The sequence below is a fragment of the Blattabacterium clevelandi genome (genome assembly GCF_003268615.1).
Taxonomy (GTDB): domain Bacteria; phylum Bacteroidota; class Bacteroidia; order Flavobacteriales; family Blattabacteriaceae; genus Blattabacterium; species Blattabacterium clevelandi.
The window spans coordinates 563,498-577,007 of sequence record NZ_CP029844.1; the positions used below are offsets into that span (position 1 = coordinate 563,498).

The 13,510-nt window shown below is 24.2% G+C and carries 12 protein-coding genes and 1 pseudogene; 8 read left to right on the forward strand and 5 right to left on the reverse strand.

Going from position 1 to position 13,510, the window contains the following annotated elements; genetic code table 11:
• The first annotated feature begins 164 nt into the window (after positions 1-164).
• The 5 genes from DM817_RS02785 to DM817_RS02805 are packed head-to-tail and all read left to right on the forward strand — an operon-like array spanning position 165 to position 4,560.
• Positions 165-1,463, forward strand: a complete 1,299-nt coding sequence (locus DM817_RS02785; RefSeq protein ID WP_113738497.1) for a M16 family metallopeptidase — start codon at positions 165-167, stop codon at positions 1,461-1,463.
• The gene (locus DM817_RS02790; RefSeq protein ID WP_113738498.1) at positions 1,447-2,892 is read left to right on the forward strand and encodes a M16 family metallopeptidase; all 1,446 of its coding nucleotides are present in this window, start codon (positions 1,447-1,449) and stop codon (positions 2,890-2,892) included. The genes DM817_RS02785 and DM817_RS02790 overlap by 17 nt, the downstream gene beginning before the upstream one ends.
• A gap of 8 nt (positions 2,893-2,900) precedes the next feature.
• Positions 2,901-3,215 (forward strand): iron-sulfur cluster assembly protein, encoded by a 315-nt coding sequence (locus tag DM817_RS02795; protein ID WP_113738581.1) that lies wholly within the window; start codon positions 2,901-2,903, stop codon positions 3,213-3,215.
• Between the two features lie 26 nt (positions 3,216-3,241).
• Complete coding sequence (locus tag DM817_RS02800) at positions 3,242-4,189, forward strand: SPFH domain-containing protein (RefSeq protein WP_113738499.1); 948 nt, start codon at positions 3,242-3,244, stop codon at positions 4,187-4,189.
• Between the two features lie 17 nt (positions 4,190-4,206).
• The gene (locus tag DM817_RS02805) at positions 4,207-4,560 is read left to right on the forward strand and encodes a DUF3127 domain-containing protein (protein ID WP_113738500.1); all 354 of its coding nucleotides are present in this window, start codon (positions 4,207-4,209) and stop codon (positions 4,558-4,560) included.
• A gap of 13 nt (positions 4,561-4,573) precedes the next feature.
• Here the strand turns inward: DM817_RS02805 and DM817_RS02810 are convergent, their stop codons facing one another.
• The 4 genes from DM817_RS02810 to sucC all read right to left on the reverse strand — a co-directional run bounded on the left by DM817_RS02810 (position 4,574) and on the right by sucC (position 10,103).
• Positions 4,574-5,209 (reverse strand): endonuclease III domain-containing protein, encoded by a 636-nt coding sequence (locus DM817_RS02810; protein WP_113738501.1) that lies wholly within the window; start codon positions 5,207-5,209, stop codon positions 4,574-4,576.
• Positions 5,210-5,223: 14 nt separating this feature from the next.
• A complete protein-coding gene (locus DM817_RS02815) occupies positions 5,224-7,332 on the reverse strand; it encodes an ATP-dependent Clp protease ATP-binding subunit (RefSeq protein ID WP_113738502.1) in 2,109 nt (702 codons plus the stop codon).
• Positions 7,333-7,433: 101 nt separating this feature from the next.
• Positions 7,434-8,912: an AAA family ATPase gene (locus DM817_RS02820; protein WP_113738503.1), complete on the reverse strand. Its 1,479-nt coding sequence runs from the start codon at positions 8,910-8,912 to the stop codon at positions 7,434-7,436.
• A 12-nt stretch (positions 8,913-8,924) separates the two neighbouring features.
• Positions 8,925-10,103, reverse strand: a complete 1,179-nt coding sequence (gene sucC / locus DM817_RS02825; RefSeq protein ID WP_113738504.1) for an ADP-forming succinate--CoA ligase subunit beta — start codon at positions 10,101-10,103, stop codon at positions 8,925-8,927.
• A gap of 92 nt (positions 10,104-10,195) precedes the next feature.
• Here sucC and DM817_RS02830 point away from each other — a divergent pair.
• The 3 genes and pseudogenes from DM817_RS02830 to DM817_RS02840 all read left to right on the forward strand — a co-directional run bounded on the left by DM817_RS02830 (position 10,196) and on the right by DM817_RS02840 (position 12,102).
• A pseudogene (locus tag DM817_RS02830) lies at positions 10,196-10,863 on the forward strand (ABC transporter ATP-binding protein).
• A 5-nt stretch (positions 10,864-10,868) separates the two neighbouring features.
• On the forward strand, positions 10,869-11,537 hold the full coding sequence (locus DM817_RS02835) for an alpha/beta hydrolase (protein WP_113738505.1): 669 nt from the start codon (positions 10,869-10,871) through the stop codon (positions 11,535-11,537).
• Between the two features lie 10 nt (positions 11,538-11,547).
• The gene (locus DM817_RS02840) at positions 11,548-12,102 is read left to right on the forward strand and encodes a hypothetical protein (protein WP_113738506.1); all 555 of its coding nucleotides are present in this window, start codon (positions 11,548-11,550) and stop codon (positions 12,100-12,102) included.
• A gap of 153 nt (positions 12,103-12,255) precedes the next feature.
• On the opposite strand, the gene odhB is transcribed toward DM817_RS02840, so the two are convergent.
• The gene (gene odhB, locus DM817_RS02845) at positions 12,256-13,500 is read right to left on the reverse strand and encodes a 2-oxoglutarate dehydrogenase complex dihydrolipoyllysine-residue succinyltransferase (RefSeq protein WP_113738507.1); all 1,245 of its coding nucleotides are present in this window, start codon (positions 13,498-13,500) and stop codon (positions 12,256-12,258) included.
• Positions 13,501-13,510: the final 10 nt, after the last annotated feature.

The following is a 13,510-nucleotide window of genomic DNA, read 5'->3' on the forward strand; positions in this document are numbered from 1 at the left end:
TGAATCAATTCATAACATTTTTAATCAACAAAAATAGAATAAAAGAAAAAAATTCGTAAATTCCTTTTTGGAAAATTGAAAAAAAGAATTTATTTTTTTTATTTATTCATAAACATAACATGAATAGATTTTATTTCTTAATATTACTAATCATAACAATAATAATGTTCAATTCTAATCATTTGAAAGCAGATAACGAAGCTACTACGAAAATTAGATTTTTTGAAGAAACACTGATAAATGGACTACATATAATCTTACACCAAGATAATACAAATCCATTGGTTTCTATTTCTGTTTTATATCATGTAGGTACTAAAAATGAATTTCCTGGAAAATCTGGATTTGCTCATTTTTTTGAACATCTTATGTTTGAGGGTTCTAAAAATATTAAAAAAGGAGATTTTTTTAAATATATAGCTTCTAATGGTGGAAAAAATAATGCTTATACCAATCATGATGAAACTTGTTATTACGAGGTTCTCCCCTCTGATCGTTTACCATTAGCTTTATGGTTGGAATCTGAAAGAATGCTTCATGCAAAGATAGATGAAGAAAGTATTAATATTCAAAGAGAAGTAGTAAAGGAAGAAAAAAAAATGCAAATTGAAAATCAACCATATGCTCAAGCTATTTCCGAAATTATACCTTCTTTATTATTTAAAAAACACCCATATAAATATCCTATTATTGGTTTTGAAAAAGATTTAAATACGGCAACAGAAAAAGATTACAAAAAATTTTATGAAACTTATTATGTCCCAAATAATGCCACGTTAGTGGTTACTGGTGATTTTGAAATGAATGAAGCAAGGAATCTTGTTGATAGATATTTTTCTTCTATTCCTAAAGGAAAAATAGATTTTAACATGAAAAAAATAGAAGAAGATCCCATAAAAAAAGAAATTTTTTTTACATATGTAGATAAAAATACTAAAGTTCCCGGAGTTTTTTTATCATATAGATTTCCAAAAATGACTGATGAAGATACTTACGTATTAAAAATTATAGATCATGTTCTTTCTTCTGGAGAAAGTTCACGTATAATGAAAAATGTAATAAATAAAAAACAATTAGCTTCTTATGCTGGATCTTTTTTAGATTCTATGGAAGATTATGGTATTTTTATTATATACGGATTAATTAATCCAAAAATTACTTTAGATCAATTAACTAAAGTTATAGATGAGGAAATAGAAAATTTGAAAGAAAAAGGGATTACACAATATGAATTAAATAAACAAAAAAATTTTTTTGAAAAAAAATTTCTTTTTGATAATTATTCTATGAGTGGAATAGCATCAAATTTATCCCACTATTTTTTATATTATCAAAATACAGATTTAATTAATACAGATATAGAAAAATATCGTAAAATATCTGTAGAAGATATTAAGATTGTTGCTAATAAATATTTAAATAAAAATTGTAGAGTCCGTTTGTATAATGTTCCAATTAGTTAATTTTTTTCAAAAAATTATTTTTATCATAATAATTAACCTTTTTTTTCAAACCAATATGTTTTCTCAAAAATTTGATCGAAATTTACCACCTAAATCTTTAAAAAAGAAGATATTCATTAATATTAAAAAACCATTTTTTTTTAAAATGAAAAATGGATTAAAAGTTTTAGTTGTGGAAAACCATAAACTTCCTTTAGTTAGAATAGGATTAGAATTAGATTATCAACCATTCTTAGAAAAAGATAAAGCTGGTATCAAAAAAATTTTTGGAAAAATGCTTCGTTCTGGAACCAAAAATTATTCTAAAGAAAAATTAGATGAAGTGATTGATTATATTGGAACAACTTTATATACTTCTTTCTCGGGTATATCTATTTCTACTTTAAAAAAAAATTTGGATAAATCAATTTCTATTATGAGTGATATTTTGTTGAATACCCAGTTTGATAACTCTAAAGAATTAGAGAAAATAGTTAAACAAAAAATTATAGATATCAATCTATCAGAAAAAGATCCAAATGCTATTTTACAACGTGTACGAAATGTTTTATATTTTGGAAAAAATCATCCTTATGGGGAATATGAAACTTACGATACTATAAAAAATATCACTCTTAACGATTTAAAAAAATTGTATCATAAATATTATATTCCGAATATTTCCTATCTTTCTTTTATAGGAGATATTTATCCAAAAGAAGCAAAAAAATTATGTGAACGTTATTTACATAAATGGAAAAAAAGATCTTTTTTTCATGAAAAAAAAAATATAAATGAACTGATAAAATCTCCGGATCTAGAAATAGATTTAGTTGATATTCCTACTCTTACCCAATCTACAATTTGTTTTGGAGGTCCTATTTTTTTAAAAAAAAATGATCCTATATATTTTTCTTCCATTTTAGCAAATGGAATTCTAGGAGGAGGACCTCAAAGTCGTTTATTTTTAAATCTTAGAGAAAAAAAAGCTTATACATATGGGGCTAATTCTATTTTAAAATCGGATAAAAATATAGGTTATTTTTCCATTTATACTCAGGTAAGAAATGGAGTTACTGATAAGGCTATAGAAGATATTTTAAAAGAAATTATAGAAATAACAAAAAATAAAGTATCCTTAGAAGAATTAAAAATTAAAAAAGAAGAAATATGTGGTCAATTTATCATGGATTTAGAAGATCCTAATAGAATTAGTGATCTTTTTATTAGTCAATTAAAAAATCATCTTCCAAATAATTTTTACAAAAATTATTTGAAAAATATACAGTCTGTAACTATATATAATATATATTCTTCATGTAAGAAATTTTTTTCTGTAAAAAATGGAAGAATTTTAATTATTGGAAAAGTTAATGATATTTTACCTAATCTTAAAAAATTTGGTTATCCTATTCGTTTTTTTGATAAATTTGGACAAATATTAAAATGAATGAAATAATGAATGAAGATTCATCTTTAGAAGATCGTATTATTTCTGTATTAAAAAGGATATATGACCCAGAAATACCAGTAGATATTTATGAACTTGGTCTTATTTATGATATTCAAATTTCTAGAAAAAAAGAAGTGAAAATTTTGATGACTCTCACAACGTCTAATTGTCCAGTAGCCGATAGTTTGCCTATAGAAGTAAAAGAAAAAATTCAATCTATTAAAGAAATTAAAAATGTCAATGTAGTTTTGACGTTTGATCCTCCTTGGGATAGAGGATTTATGAGTGAAGAAGCTCGTTTAGAACTTGGAATGTTATAAATTTTAATATTATATAAAAGATAAATATGAGCCTTTTTAGTTTACTATTTTATGGATTATTAATTCTTTTAATCTTATCCTTTTTTTCTAGTTTTATTTTCATAGTTCATCAGGAAACAGCATCTGTTATTGAAAGACTTGGAAAATTTCATAATATTCGTCAGGCTGGACTTCATTTTAAAATTCCTATTATAGATAATGTAGTTGGAAAACTTACGTTGAAAATTCAACAATTAGATATTTTGGTAGATACAAAAACTAAAGATAATGTTTTTGTGAAAGTAAAAATTTCTGTACAATTTAAAGTCATCGAAAATAAAGTATATGAAGCTTTTTATAAATTGGATAATTCTAATACACAAATTACATCCTATATCTTTGATGTAGTAAGAGCAGAGGTTCCAAAAATGCGTTTAGATGATGTTTTTGAACGAAAAGATTATATTGCTATTGCTGTAAAAAGAGAACTAGAAGAATCTATGTTAGATTATGGATATTCCATTATTAAAGCATTAGTTACAGATTTAGATCCTGATGATCAGGTAAAACAAGCAATGAATCGTATTAATACTGCTGAGAGAGAAAAAGTTGCTGCGGAATATAAAGCAGAATCTGAAAGAATACAAATTGTAGCTAAAGCTAAAGCGGAAGCTGAAAGTAAAAAATTACAGGGAAAAGGGACCGCGGATCAACGTAGAGAAATAGCCAGAGGAATTTTAGAATCTGTAGAAGTGTTAAATAATGTTGGAATCAATTCACAAGAAGCGTCTGCTTTAATTGTAGTAACGCAACATTATGATACCCTTCAATCTATGGGAGAAAGTTCAAATACTAATTTAATTTTATTACCTAATTCTCCGGGAGCAGCTAATGAGATGTTGAATAACATGATAACTTCATTCAATATATCTAATCAAATTGGAGAATCTTTAAAAAAGAAAAATGAGAATAAAAATAGTAAAAAAAATAAATGATAAAATTATAAAAATCCATGGAAATAATAGGAATAGTAAAAAAATTGTTTGATATTCAAAAATTTGATAGTGGATTTCAAAAAAGGGAAATAGTGATCACTACAGAAGAGCCATATCCTCAAAACATATTACTGGAATTTATTCAAGATAAAGTGGAATTATTGAATTCTATAAGACCAAAAGATAAAATAAAAGTTTTTATTAATATTCGTGGAAGAGAATGGACTAACCAAGAAGGAATTATAAAATATTTTAATTCTATACAAGGATGGAAAATTGAGGAAATACAACATTCTTTAGGATCTTCAAAAAAAACATCTACTATATCTCCATCTTTATCTTCGGATGATTTTGATGATTTACCTTTTTAATTTTATATTATTTTTATAAAAGATAATTGTTTACCAATTTTTGATAAATAATATCTTTTTGAGGATTCCATTTTCTGGATGGAGAATATTTTTTTCCATAAAAAATGATTTGAAGATGTAATTTTTTCCATTTTTTTTTTGAGAATATACGTTTAGCATCTTTTTCCGTTTGTTGGACATTTTTTCCATTACTTAATTTCCATCTGAACATCATTCTATGAATATGGGTATCTACAGGAAAAACAGGTATTTTCGATCTATGAAATAAGAAAACAGAAGCACTCTTATGACCAATTCCAGGTAAAGATTCTAATTCTAAAATATTATTTGGAATAACTCCATGATATTTATTTATTAAAATATTCGATAAATTATAAATATGACTAGCTTTTTTATTATAAAGTCCGATATTTTTTATTGAATTTTTAATCTCATTTATAGTAAGTTTAATGATGTCTTGAGGATTTTGAATTTTTTGAAAAAAATGTTTTGTCAATTCGTTAACTTTTTCTTCCTTACTATTGGAAGTTAGAAGTATAGCTAAAAGTAAAGTATATTCATTAATATAATATAATGAACTGATTGGATTAGGATAAATAAAATCTAAGGTATCTATGATAATTTTTATTTTTTTTTTCGTTTTTAACACTGAATTAAGTGATTTTATTGATTTTGAATAGAGATGTGAATATCATCTTTTTTATCGTTCATTTTCAATGTTATTTGATCTCCTTTTCTTAAAGTTTCACTAATAATACATTCCGATATAGGATTTTTTATAAATTTTTCTATTATTCTTTTTAATGAACGGGCTCCATATTCTTGGTTAAATCCTTTTTCCTTAATAAAATCTTTGACTTCTGGAAATAGAATTAATTTATATCCTAAATAAGACATATGAATACTTATTTTTTTTAATTCTATATGAGTTATTTTAGATATATCTTCTTGGTTAAGAGTATTAAAAATGATAATATCATCTATTCTATTTATAAATTCTGGAGAAAAAATACGTTTCAAAGTTTTTTCTAAAATATTTTTATAATCATTTGATTTTTTTGATTGAGTATAAAAACCTATTTTTTGACCAAATTCTATTAATTTTTGAGTATCCGTATTTGAGGTAAAAATAATTACAGAATTTTTAAAATTTACTTTTCTTCCAAGACTATCAGTTACACATCCATAATCAAGTATTTGTAATAAAACATTAAATACTTCATGATGGGCTTTTTCTATTTCATCTAATAAAATAACAGAATAAGGTTTACGACGTATAATTTCTGTTAACTGCCCCCCTTCTTCGTATCCGACATAACCAGGAGGAGCTCCAATTAATCTAGAAATAGAAAATTTTTCCATATATTCACTCATATCGATACGTACTAATGATTCTTCTGAATCAAAAAGTTCTTTTGCAAATACTTTTGCTAAATAAGTTTTTCCAACTCCTGTTTTTCCAAAAAAAATAAAAGATCCTATAGGGGAATTAGGATCTTTTAATCCTGTTCGATTTCTTTTAACTGCTTTCACTATTTTTTCTATAGCTTCATCTTGTCCTATTATTTTTTCTTTTAGAATGCTTATCATTTTATTCAATTTTTTCATTTCCGCTTGAGCTATTCTATTTACTGGAACTCCACTCATCATAGAAACTACTTCTTCTACGTTTTCTTCAGAAACTATTTCTTTGTTTTCTTTGGATAAATTTTCCCATGATTTTTGTGCTTTGATCAATTTTTTTTCTATACGTTTTTCCGTATCACGTAAATGCGCAGCTTCTTCATATTTTTGACTTTTAACTACTTTCAATTTTTTTTCCCGAATATTTTCCAATTCTTTTTCCAAAAAAACTATTTCTTGGGGGACTTTAATATTTTTAATATGTACACGAGATCCAGCTTCATCAAGTGCATCAATAGCTTTATCTGGTAAATAACGATCTACAATATATCGTACAGTTAAATTTACACAAGCTTTTATAGATTCTTCTGTATAAATGACATTATGATGATTTTCATATTTTTCTTTGATTTTTTTTAAAATTTCAATAGTTTCTTCTTCTGAAGAAGGTGGTACTATAATTTTTTGAAATCTACGTTCTAATGCTCCATCTTTTTCTATATATTGTCTATATTCATTTAATGTAGTTGCTCCAATACATTGAATAGATCCTCTAGCTAAAGCAGGTTTAAATATATTAGAAGCATCTAATGAACCAGTTGTTCCTCCTGCTCCAATCATCGTATGAATTTCATCTATAAAAAGAATTAAATTTGCATCTTTTTCTGACTCATTTATAATAGTTTTTATTCTTTCTTCAAATTGACCTCTATATTTAGTTCCAGCAACTAGAATTGCTAAGTCTAAAACAACTACTCTTTTATTATATAATACTCTAGAAACTTTTTTTTGTACAATTCGCAAAGCTAAACCCTCTGCAATAGAAGATTTTCCTACACCTGGTTCTCCTATAAGGAGAGGATTATTCTTTTTTCTCCTGCTCAATATTTGAGATACTCGTTCAATTTCCTTGTCTCTTCCTACTACTGGATCTAATTTACCATTAATAGCAATATAATTTAGATCAATTCCAAAATTATCCAATACTGGAGTATTTCTTTTTATAGTAGAAGAAGTTCCTCTATTGTTGTTGTAATAATTAGATCCTGTTCTAATTCCTCCAAATCCTCCATAAGAAGAAGTGGAACTGTCATTTTCAATATTTTCATCTGAATAAGTAGAAGAAAAAAAAAATCTATAATGATTCATAAATAAAAATGTTTCGAGGAAGATAAATTATCTATTTCATTTGTACAAATGAAATAGATAATTGAAAATATTCAATTATATTTTTTTTTTGTTTTTTTTCATTATTCTATTGGTATTTTTGGTATAGAAGATGAAAATTTCAAATTTAATTTTTCTATCAATTGATCTACAAACTTATTTCTTTTAGATAGAAAATTATATTGTTCTTTTGGAAAATGGTCTAATTTTTTTGTTAAAGTTTTAAATTTTAAATGAGGGTTATTTAATTTTTTACGTAAATATTTGATAAAATCTTCTTGGATTAAGAAAAACTCCCTATTTTCTAATTTTGAAGGGATTATTAAAATTATTCTACTTTTGAAAATTTGGAATTGTATTTCATTTTTTAATGAATTTAAATAAATTGGATTTATTTTTTCGGAAATTTTTTGTATAAAAAATTTCCAATTTTCTTTTAAAAATTGAATTTTTTTATTTTTTAATTCAGAAGTATCCCGATTGAAATTCCATTTATAAAAATAAAAACCATTAACTAATTGTATTAAATATATTTCTATTGTTAATCTATAATTTTTACTCAATATTGATTCCTTTTCCATATTATGACAAATCATTAAAGCCTTCATTAAAAAAGAATAAGATAAACTCTTTGATTGTTTTATATAAGATTGTATAATAGTTTTCTTTTTATATTTTAAAATAAATATGGTATCAGTATTTTTAGATAATAATAAATTTCTAAAATGATTTGTTAATCCACTTATAAATGTGGTGGATGATACTCCATTTTGGAAAATTTGATTCAATAATATTAATATTTTAGATATTTTTTCGTTTAATAGATAATCAATCATTTTAAAATAGTAATCTATATCCAAAATACCTAGTTTTTCCATTACTAATTGTTTAGAAATTTTTTTTTCTTCATAAAAAGTAAGTCGATCGAAAGTATAAAGAGCTTTACTAATTGAACCATTTCCATATTGAGATATGAGAAATAAAGCTTCCTTTTCTATTTGAATACATTCTTTTTCCGAAATTTTTTTTAAAAAAAAATAAATTTCTTTTAAAGAAATTTTTTTAAAATTATAGACTTGACTATGTAAAATAATGGAATCTAGTATTTCATTATTTTCTGAACAACAGAAAATAAATAATACATGTGAAGGAAGTTTTTCAATACTTTTTAAAAGTAAGTTCAAAGATTCTTGAGAAAATAAATGAATGTCATTTATGATAAGTATTTTATACTTTCCTTTTTTTGGATATACAAAAATTTTTCTTATCATTTCAAAAATAAATTCTATTGGATGATTAAAAAATCCACTAATTTCAAAAACATTCAAGTACAATGATCCTACTTCTGAAAAAGAATTTAATTCATTGGATAAAATTTTCGCACATATATTTTTTCCAACTCCTTTTGGTCCAAAAAATAATAAAACTTGAGATAAACAACTATTTTTTATTGCATTTTTTAAAATGATGATAACTTCATTTTGACCAATGATATCATTCCATTTTATGGGTCTATATTTTATAGTTAATACAGTTTTATAAGAAAAAACCTTATTATCCATTATTCTAATTTACTAATCCGATAAAATTTCTTTAATTTTATCAGAGGCTTCTTTTAAAGTATAAGTAGAATAAATTGGTAATTTACTATTCTCAAGTTTTTTTTTTGCTATTATTTCATTTGTTCCTTGTAAACGAATTACAACGGGTATTTTAATATCATGATCAATATGATGATAGGAATTAATAATTCCCTCTGCAACAGTATCACAACGAACAATTCCTCCGAAAATATTTATTAATATAACTTTTACTGATGGATCTTTCAATATAAGAAGAAAGGCTTTTTCTACACGTTTTTTATCAGCATCTCCTCCTATATCTAAAAAATTAGCTGGATAACCTCCACAAGATTTAATCATATCCATCGTAGCCATAGCTAATCCAGCTCCATTGACCATACACCCTACATTACCTTCTAACTTTAAAAAATTCAATTTATATTCAAACGCTTCTACTTCCATAGAATTTTTTTCTTCTCTATTACATAGGTTAGCATATTTTTTTTGACGAAATAAGGCATTATCATCTATAATTATTTTTGTGTCTACTGCTATAATTTTATTATCAACAGTATAAATTAAAGGATTTATTTCTAACAATGTAGCATCACAAGATAAATAAGCATTATAAAGAGAAATTAAAAAAGAACTTAAATTTTGTATTCCTAAATTAAATCCAATTTTTCTAGTTTGAAATAGATGTAAACCCCATGATGGATCTATTTCTTCTATATATATTTTATCTGGATTTTTTTTTGATATATATTCAATATCCATTCCTCCTTCTTTAGAATAAATAATGACATTTTTTTCTAAATCACGATTTAGCATTATTGATAAATAATATTCTTGAGGAAGAGTAGAATAAAAATAGACATCTTCAGAAATTAAAACTTTATGAACTAATTTACCTTTTTTTGAAGTTTGTGGAGTGATTAGATAATTTCCTAAAATTTCTTTAGATTTTTGATATACTTCTTCTAAAGATCGGACAATTTTTATTCCTCCACCTTTTCCACGTCCTCCTGCATGTACTTGTGCCTTAATGACTATAGATTTTTTATTAGTTTTTTTAAAAACAATTTTTGCAGCTTTTACAGCTTCTTCTGGAGAAGTAGCAATAATCCCATATGGGACATGAACTGAAAAAGAATTTAATATTTCTTTTCCCTGAAATTCATGTAAATTCATTTAGAATATTTTTTTAAAGTAAATTTAAACTAAAATTAGTGTTTTTTTGAAAAGTTTTTTATAATAATATTATTAAATTTACATAAAACTTTATGGTTCAATCTAAAAATATTTATAAATTCTTTGGAAAAAAAGAAATTTTGAAAGGAGTCAATCTTAGAGTTAAAAAAGGAAATATAGTATGTATATTAGGTGAATCAGGATCTGGAAAAAGTACTTTATTACATATACTGGGAACTTTAGAGAATCCTACTTTAAAAAAAAAGAAAAAAACGGTTTTAAAAATAGATGGAGAAAACGTATTATCTATTACGGAAAAAAGACTATCCATTATTAGAAACGAAAAAATTGGATTTATATTTCAAACTCCACAACTTTTTCCTGAATTTACAGCATTAGAAAATGTTTTTTTGCCAATTTTGATAAAAATAAGGGATAAAAAAAAATGTAAAAAAAAAGCAAAAAAATTATTAAATCAATTGAATATTTCTCAATTTGAAAACTCAAAACCTGAAGAATTATCTGGAGGTCAAAAACAAAGGATATGTATTGCAAGAGCATTAATTAATGATCCAAAAATAATTTTTGCGGATGAACCTTCAGGAAATTTGGATATAAAAAATGCTAATAAATTACACAATTTTTTTTTTCTCTAAAAGAAGAATTTAAACAAACTTTTTTAATTGTAACACATAATCTAAAATTAGCAGATATGGCAGATGAAAAATTGAAAATAGAAAATGGAATAGTAATAAATTAAAAAAAATGCTTTTAAATAAACTTTCTATTAAACATATTATCAAAAAACCAAGAATATTGAATAAATATCCATCTCCTCTTTTTTTAATGATTCATGGATATGGAAGTAATGAAAATGATCTTTTTTCTTTTCAAAAAGATATTCCAGAAAATTTTTTTATAATTAGTATTCAAGGGTGTTATTCTTTTGGTTCAGATAAATATTCGTGGTATGATATCGATTTTTCTAATAAAGATCGATTTATTAATATTGACCAAGCTAAAAAAACTATTGAAAAAATATCTTTTTTTATAGATGAAGCTATTAAAGAATATCAATTAAATAAAAACCAAGTATGGTTATGTGGATTTAGCCAAGGAGCTATTCTTAGTTATGCTATTGCTTTCAAAAACCCTGAAAAAGTAAAAAAAGTTATTGCTTTAAGTGGATATTTAGAAAAAAAACTTTTGCCAAAAAAAATGAATTATTCTTCTTATACAGATTTAGAATTTTTTATTTCTCATGGAAAATATGATACCATTTGTCCTATCAATTTAGTAAAAAAAGGAATTAACTTTATTAAAAATCAAAAAATACTTTCTTTACAATACAAAGAATACGATTCTGGACATTCTTTAAACAGTTATAATTATCAGGATATCATTAATTGGATAAAAAAAAACAAATCTTTTTAATAAAAATTTGATGAAAAAATCCACAAAAATACTTTTTTCCTTATTGATTTTTATAGGATCTATTTATTTTTTTTGGAATAAAAATTATTTATTGGGAATCATACTAATTATTTTTTGTTTATTTCCTATTTTTTTTTATTTCAGGAATGAATTTTTATTATTAGCCTTTTTTAAAATCAAAAAAAAAAATATGAAAGGATTAAAGAAGTCATTAGACTGTATAAAATATCCACAATTACAACTGACAAAAAATCAAATAGCCTATTACTATTTTCTTCGTGGAATTTTATATTCAGAATCCAATATTCATCAATCGGAAAATTATATGCAAAAATCTATAGATTTTGGGTTAAAATTTAAGCAAAATATAGCAATAGCTAAATTAAACTTAGCAATATCTTCTTTATCAAGAGGAAATAAAAAAAAAGCTGAACTACTGTTGTCAGAAGCAAAAAAAATGGATATAAGAGGATTATTGCATGATCAAATTCAAATAATAAAAATACAAATGAAAAAAATGAATATGGGAGATAGACAAAATCCTTATATTAGAAAAAATTATTGAAAATAAATATATACAAATCATAATTATTGATTTATATTTAACCAATATCCTTTATTGATAATATTTTGAATAATATTATATCTAATAGTTTAATAAGTAAATTATTTTATCCTAAACTTTTTTTTCATAGAAAAAATATTTTTTTTATTAGAATCATAACTCCAATATTTTAGGAATATTTTTTTCATTTTTTTCCATTAAAAATTTTATTGGATTTTCTATTGATTCTTTGACAGATACTAAAAATCCAACAGCTTCCTTTCCATCAATTATTCTATGATCATAGGATAACGATAAATACATTATTGGACGAATTTCGATAGATTTATTAATAACTACAGGCCTTTCGACTATCTTATGCATTCCTAAAATAGCACTTTGTGGTGGATTTATTATTGGAGTAGAGAGCATAGATCCAAATATTCCACCATTAGTAATAGTAAAAGTTCCTCCTTCCATTTCATCTATAGAGATTTTTCCATTTTGAACACGTGTAGATAATCTACTAATTTCTTGTTCTATACCACGAAAAGATAAATGTTCTGCATTTCTAATGACAGGAACCATCAACCCTTTTGGTCCTGATATAGCAATACTAATATCACAATATTCAAAATTAATTTTTTGTTTTCCATGGATTATGGCATTAATATCTGGGTATATATGTATTCCTCTAATACAAGAAATAGTAAAAAAAGACATAAAGCCTAAATTAACTCCATGTTTTTCCTTAAAAATACTTTTGTATTTTTTTCTTATTAAAAAAACTTCCTGCATATTTACTTCATTAAAAGTAGTTAGCATAGCCGTTTTATTTTTTATAGAAACCAATCTTTCAGATAGCTTTCTTCTAAGAGAAGAAAGATTAGTCACTCTTGTTGAACGATACATTGGAGTAGATTTTTTTTCTATCAAAGAATCGTAATGTATGATATCATCAGTAATAGTCTCAATACAATCTTTTTTTGTTATTCTTCCATGTTTCCCCGTTCCTTTAATGGATTCTATAGGAATATTTTTTTCTTTCAATATTTTTTTTGATGCTGGAGAAGGCCAGTTTTTATTATAAGAAATTGTTTCCTTTTTTTGATTTTTATGAATTTTATTTATTTTTTTTTCAGGATATAGTTTGTGAGATTCTTTCTCATAAGTTTCTCTTTTTTTAGAAGTATCTATAGTACATAGAGTCTCCCCAACTTTTAGTTTTTTTCCTTTTTTTACCATCAAGGTTATTATACCATTTTCCTCTGCAGAAACTTCTAAAGTTGCTTTATCTGAATCTAATTCAGCTATTAATTGATTTTTGGATACATAATCTCCATCTTTAACAAGCCATGAGGTTACCTCTACCTCTGTAATTGATTCTCCTGGAGAAGGGGTCTTTACTTTTATTATCATAGATAATTTA

Bases quoted from the DNA above. Each gene is read 5' to 3' on its own strand.
- DM817_RS02835 (WP_113738505.1), top strand. From the start codon at position 10,869: ATGCTTTTAAATAAACTTTCTATTAAACATATTATCAAAAAACCAAGA.
- DM817_RS02815 (WP_113738502.1), bottom strand. From the start codon at position 7,332: ATGAATCATTATAGATTTTTTTTTTCTTCTACTTATTCAGATGAAAAT.
- odhB (WP_113738507.1), bottom strand. From the start codon at position 13,500: ATGATAATAAAAGTAAAGACCCCTTCTCCAGGAGAATCAATTACAGAG.
- DM817_RS02795 (WP_113738581.1), top strand. From the start codon at position 2,901: ATGAATGAAGATTCATCTTTAGAAGATCGTATTATTTCTGTATTAAAA.
- DM817_RS02820 (WP_113738503.1), bottom strand. From the start codon at position 8,912: ATGGATAATAAGGTTTTTTCTTATAAAACTGTATTAACTATAAAATAT.
- DM817_RS02785 (WP_113738497.1), top strand. From the start codon at position 165: ATGTTCAATTCTAATCATTTGAAAGCAGATAACGAAGCTACTACGAAA.
- DM817_RS02840 (WP_113738506.1), top strand. From the start codon at position 11,548: ATGAAAAAATCCACAAAAATACTTTTTTCCTTATTGATTTTTATAGGA.
- DM817_RS02800 (WP_113738499.1), top strand. From the start codon at position 3,242: ATGAGCCTTTTTAGTTTACTATTTTATGGATTATTAATTCTTTTAATC.
- sucC (WP_113738504.1), bottom strand. From the start codon at position 10,103: ATGAATTTACATGAATTTCAGGGAAAAGAAATATTAAATTCTTTTTCA.
- DM817_RS02805 (WP_113738500.1), top strand. From the start codon at position 4,207: ATGGAAATAATAGGAATAGTAAAAAAATTGTTTGATATTCAAAAATTT.
- DM817_RS02790 (WP_113738498.1), top strand. From the start codon at position 1,447: ATGTTCCAATTAGTTAATTTTTTTCAAAAAATTATTTTTATCATAATA.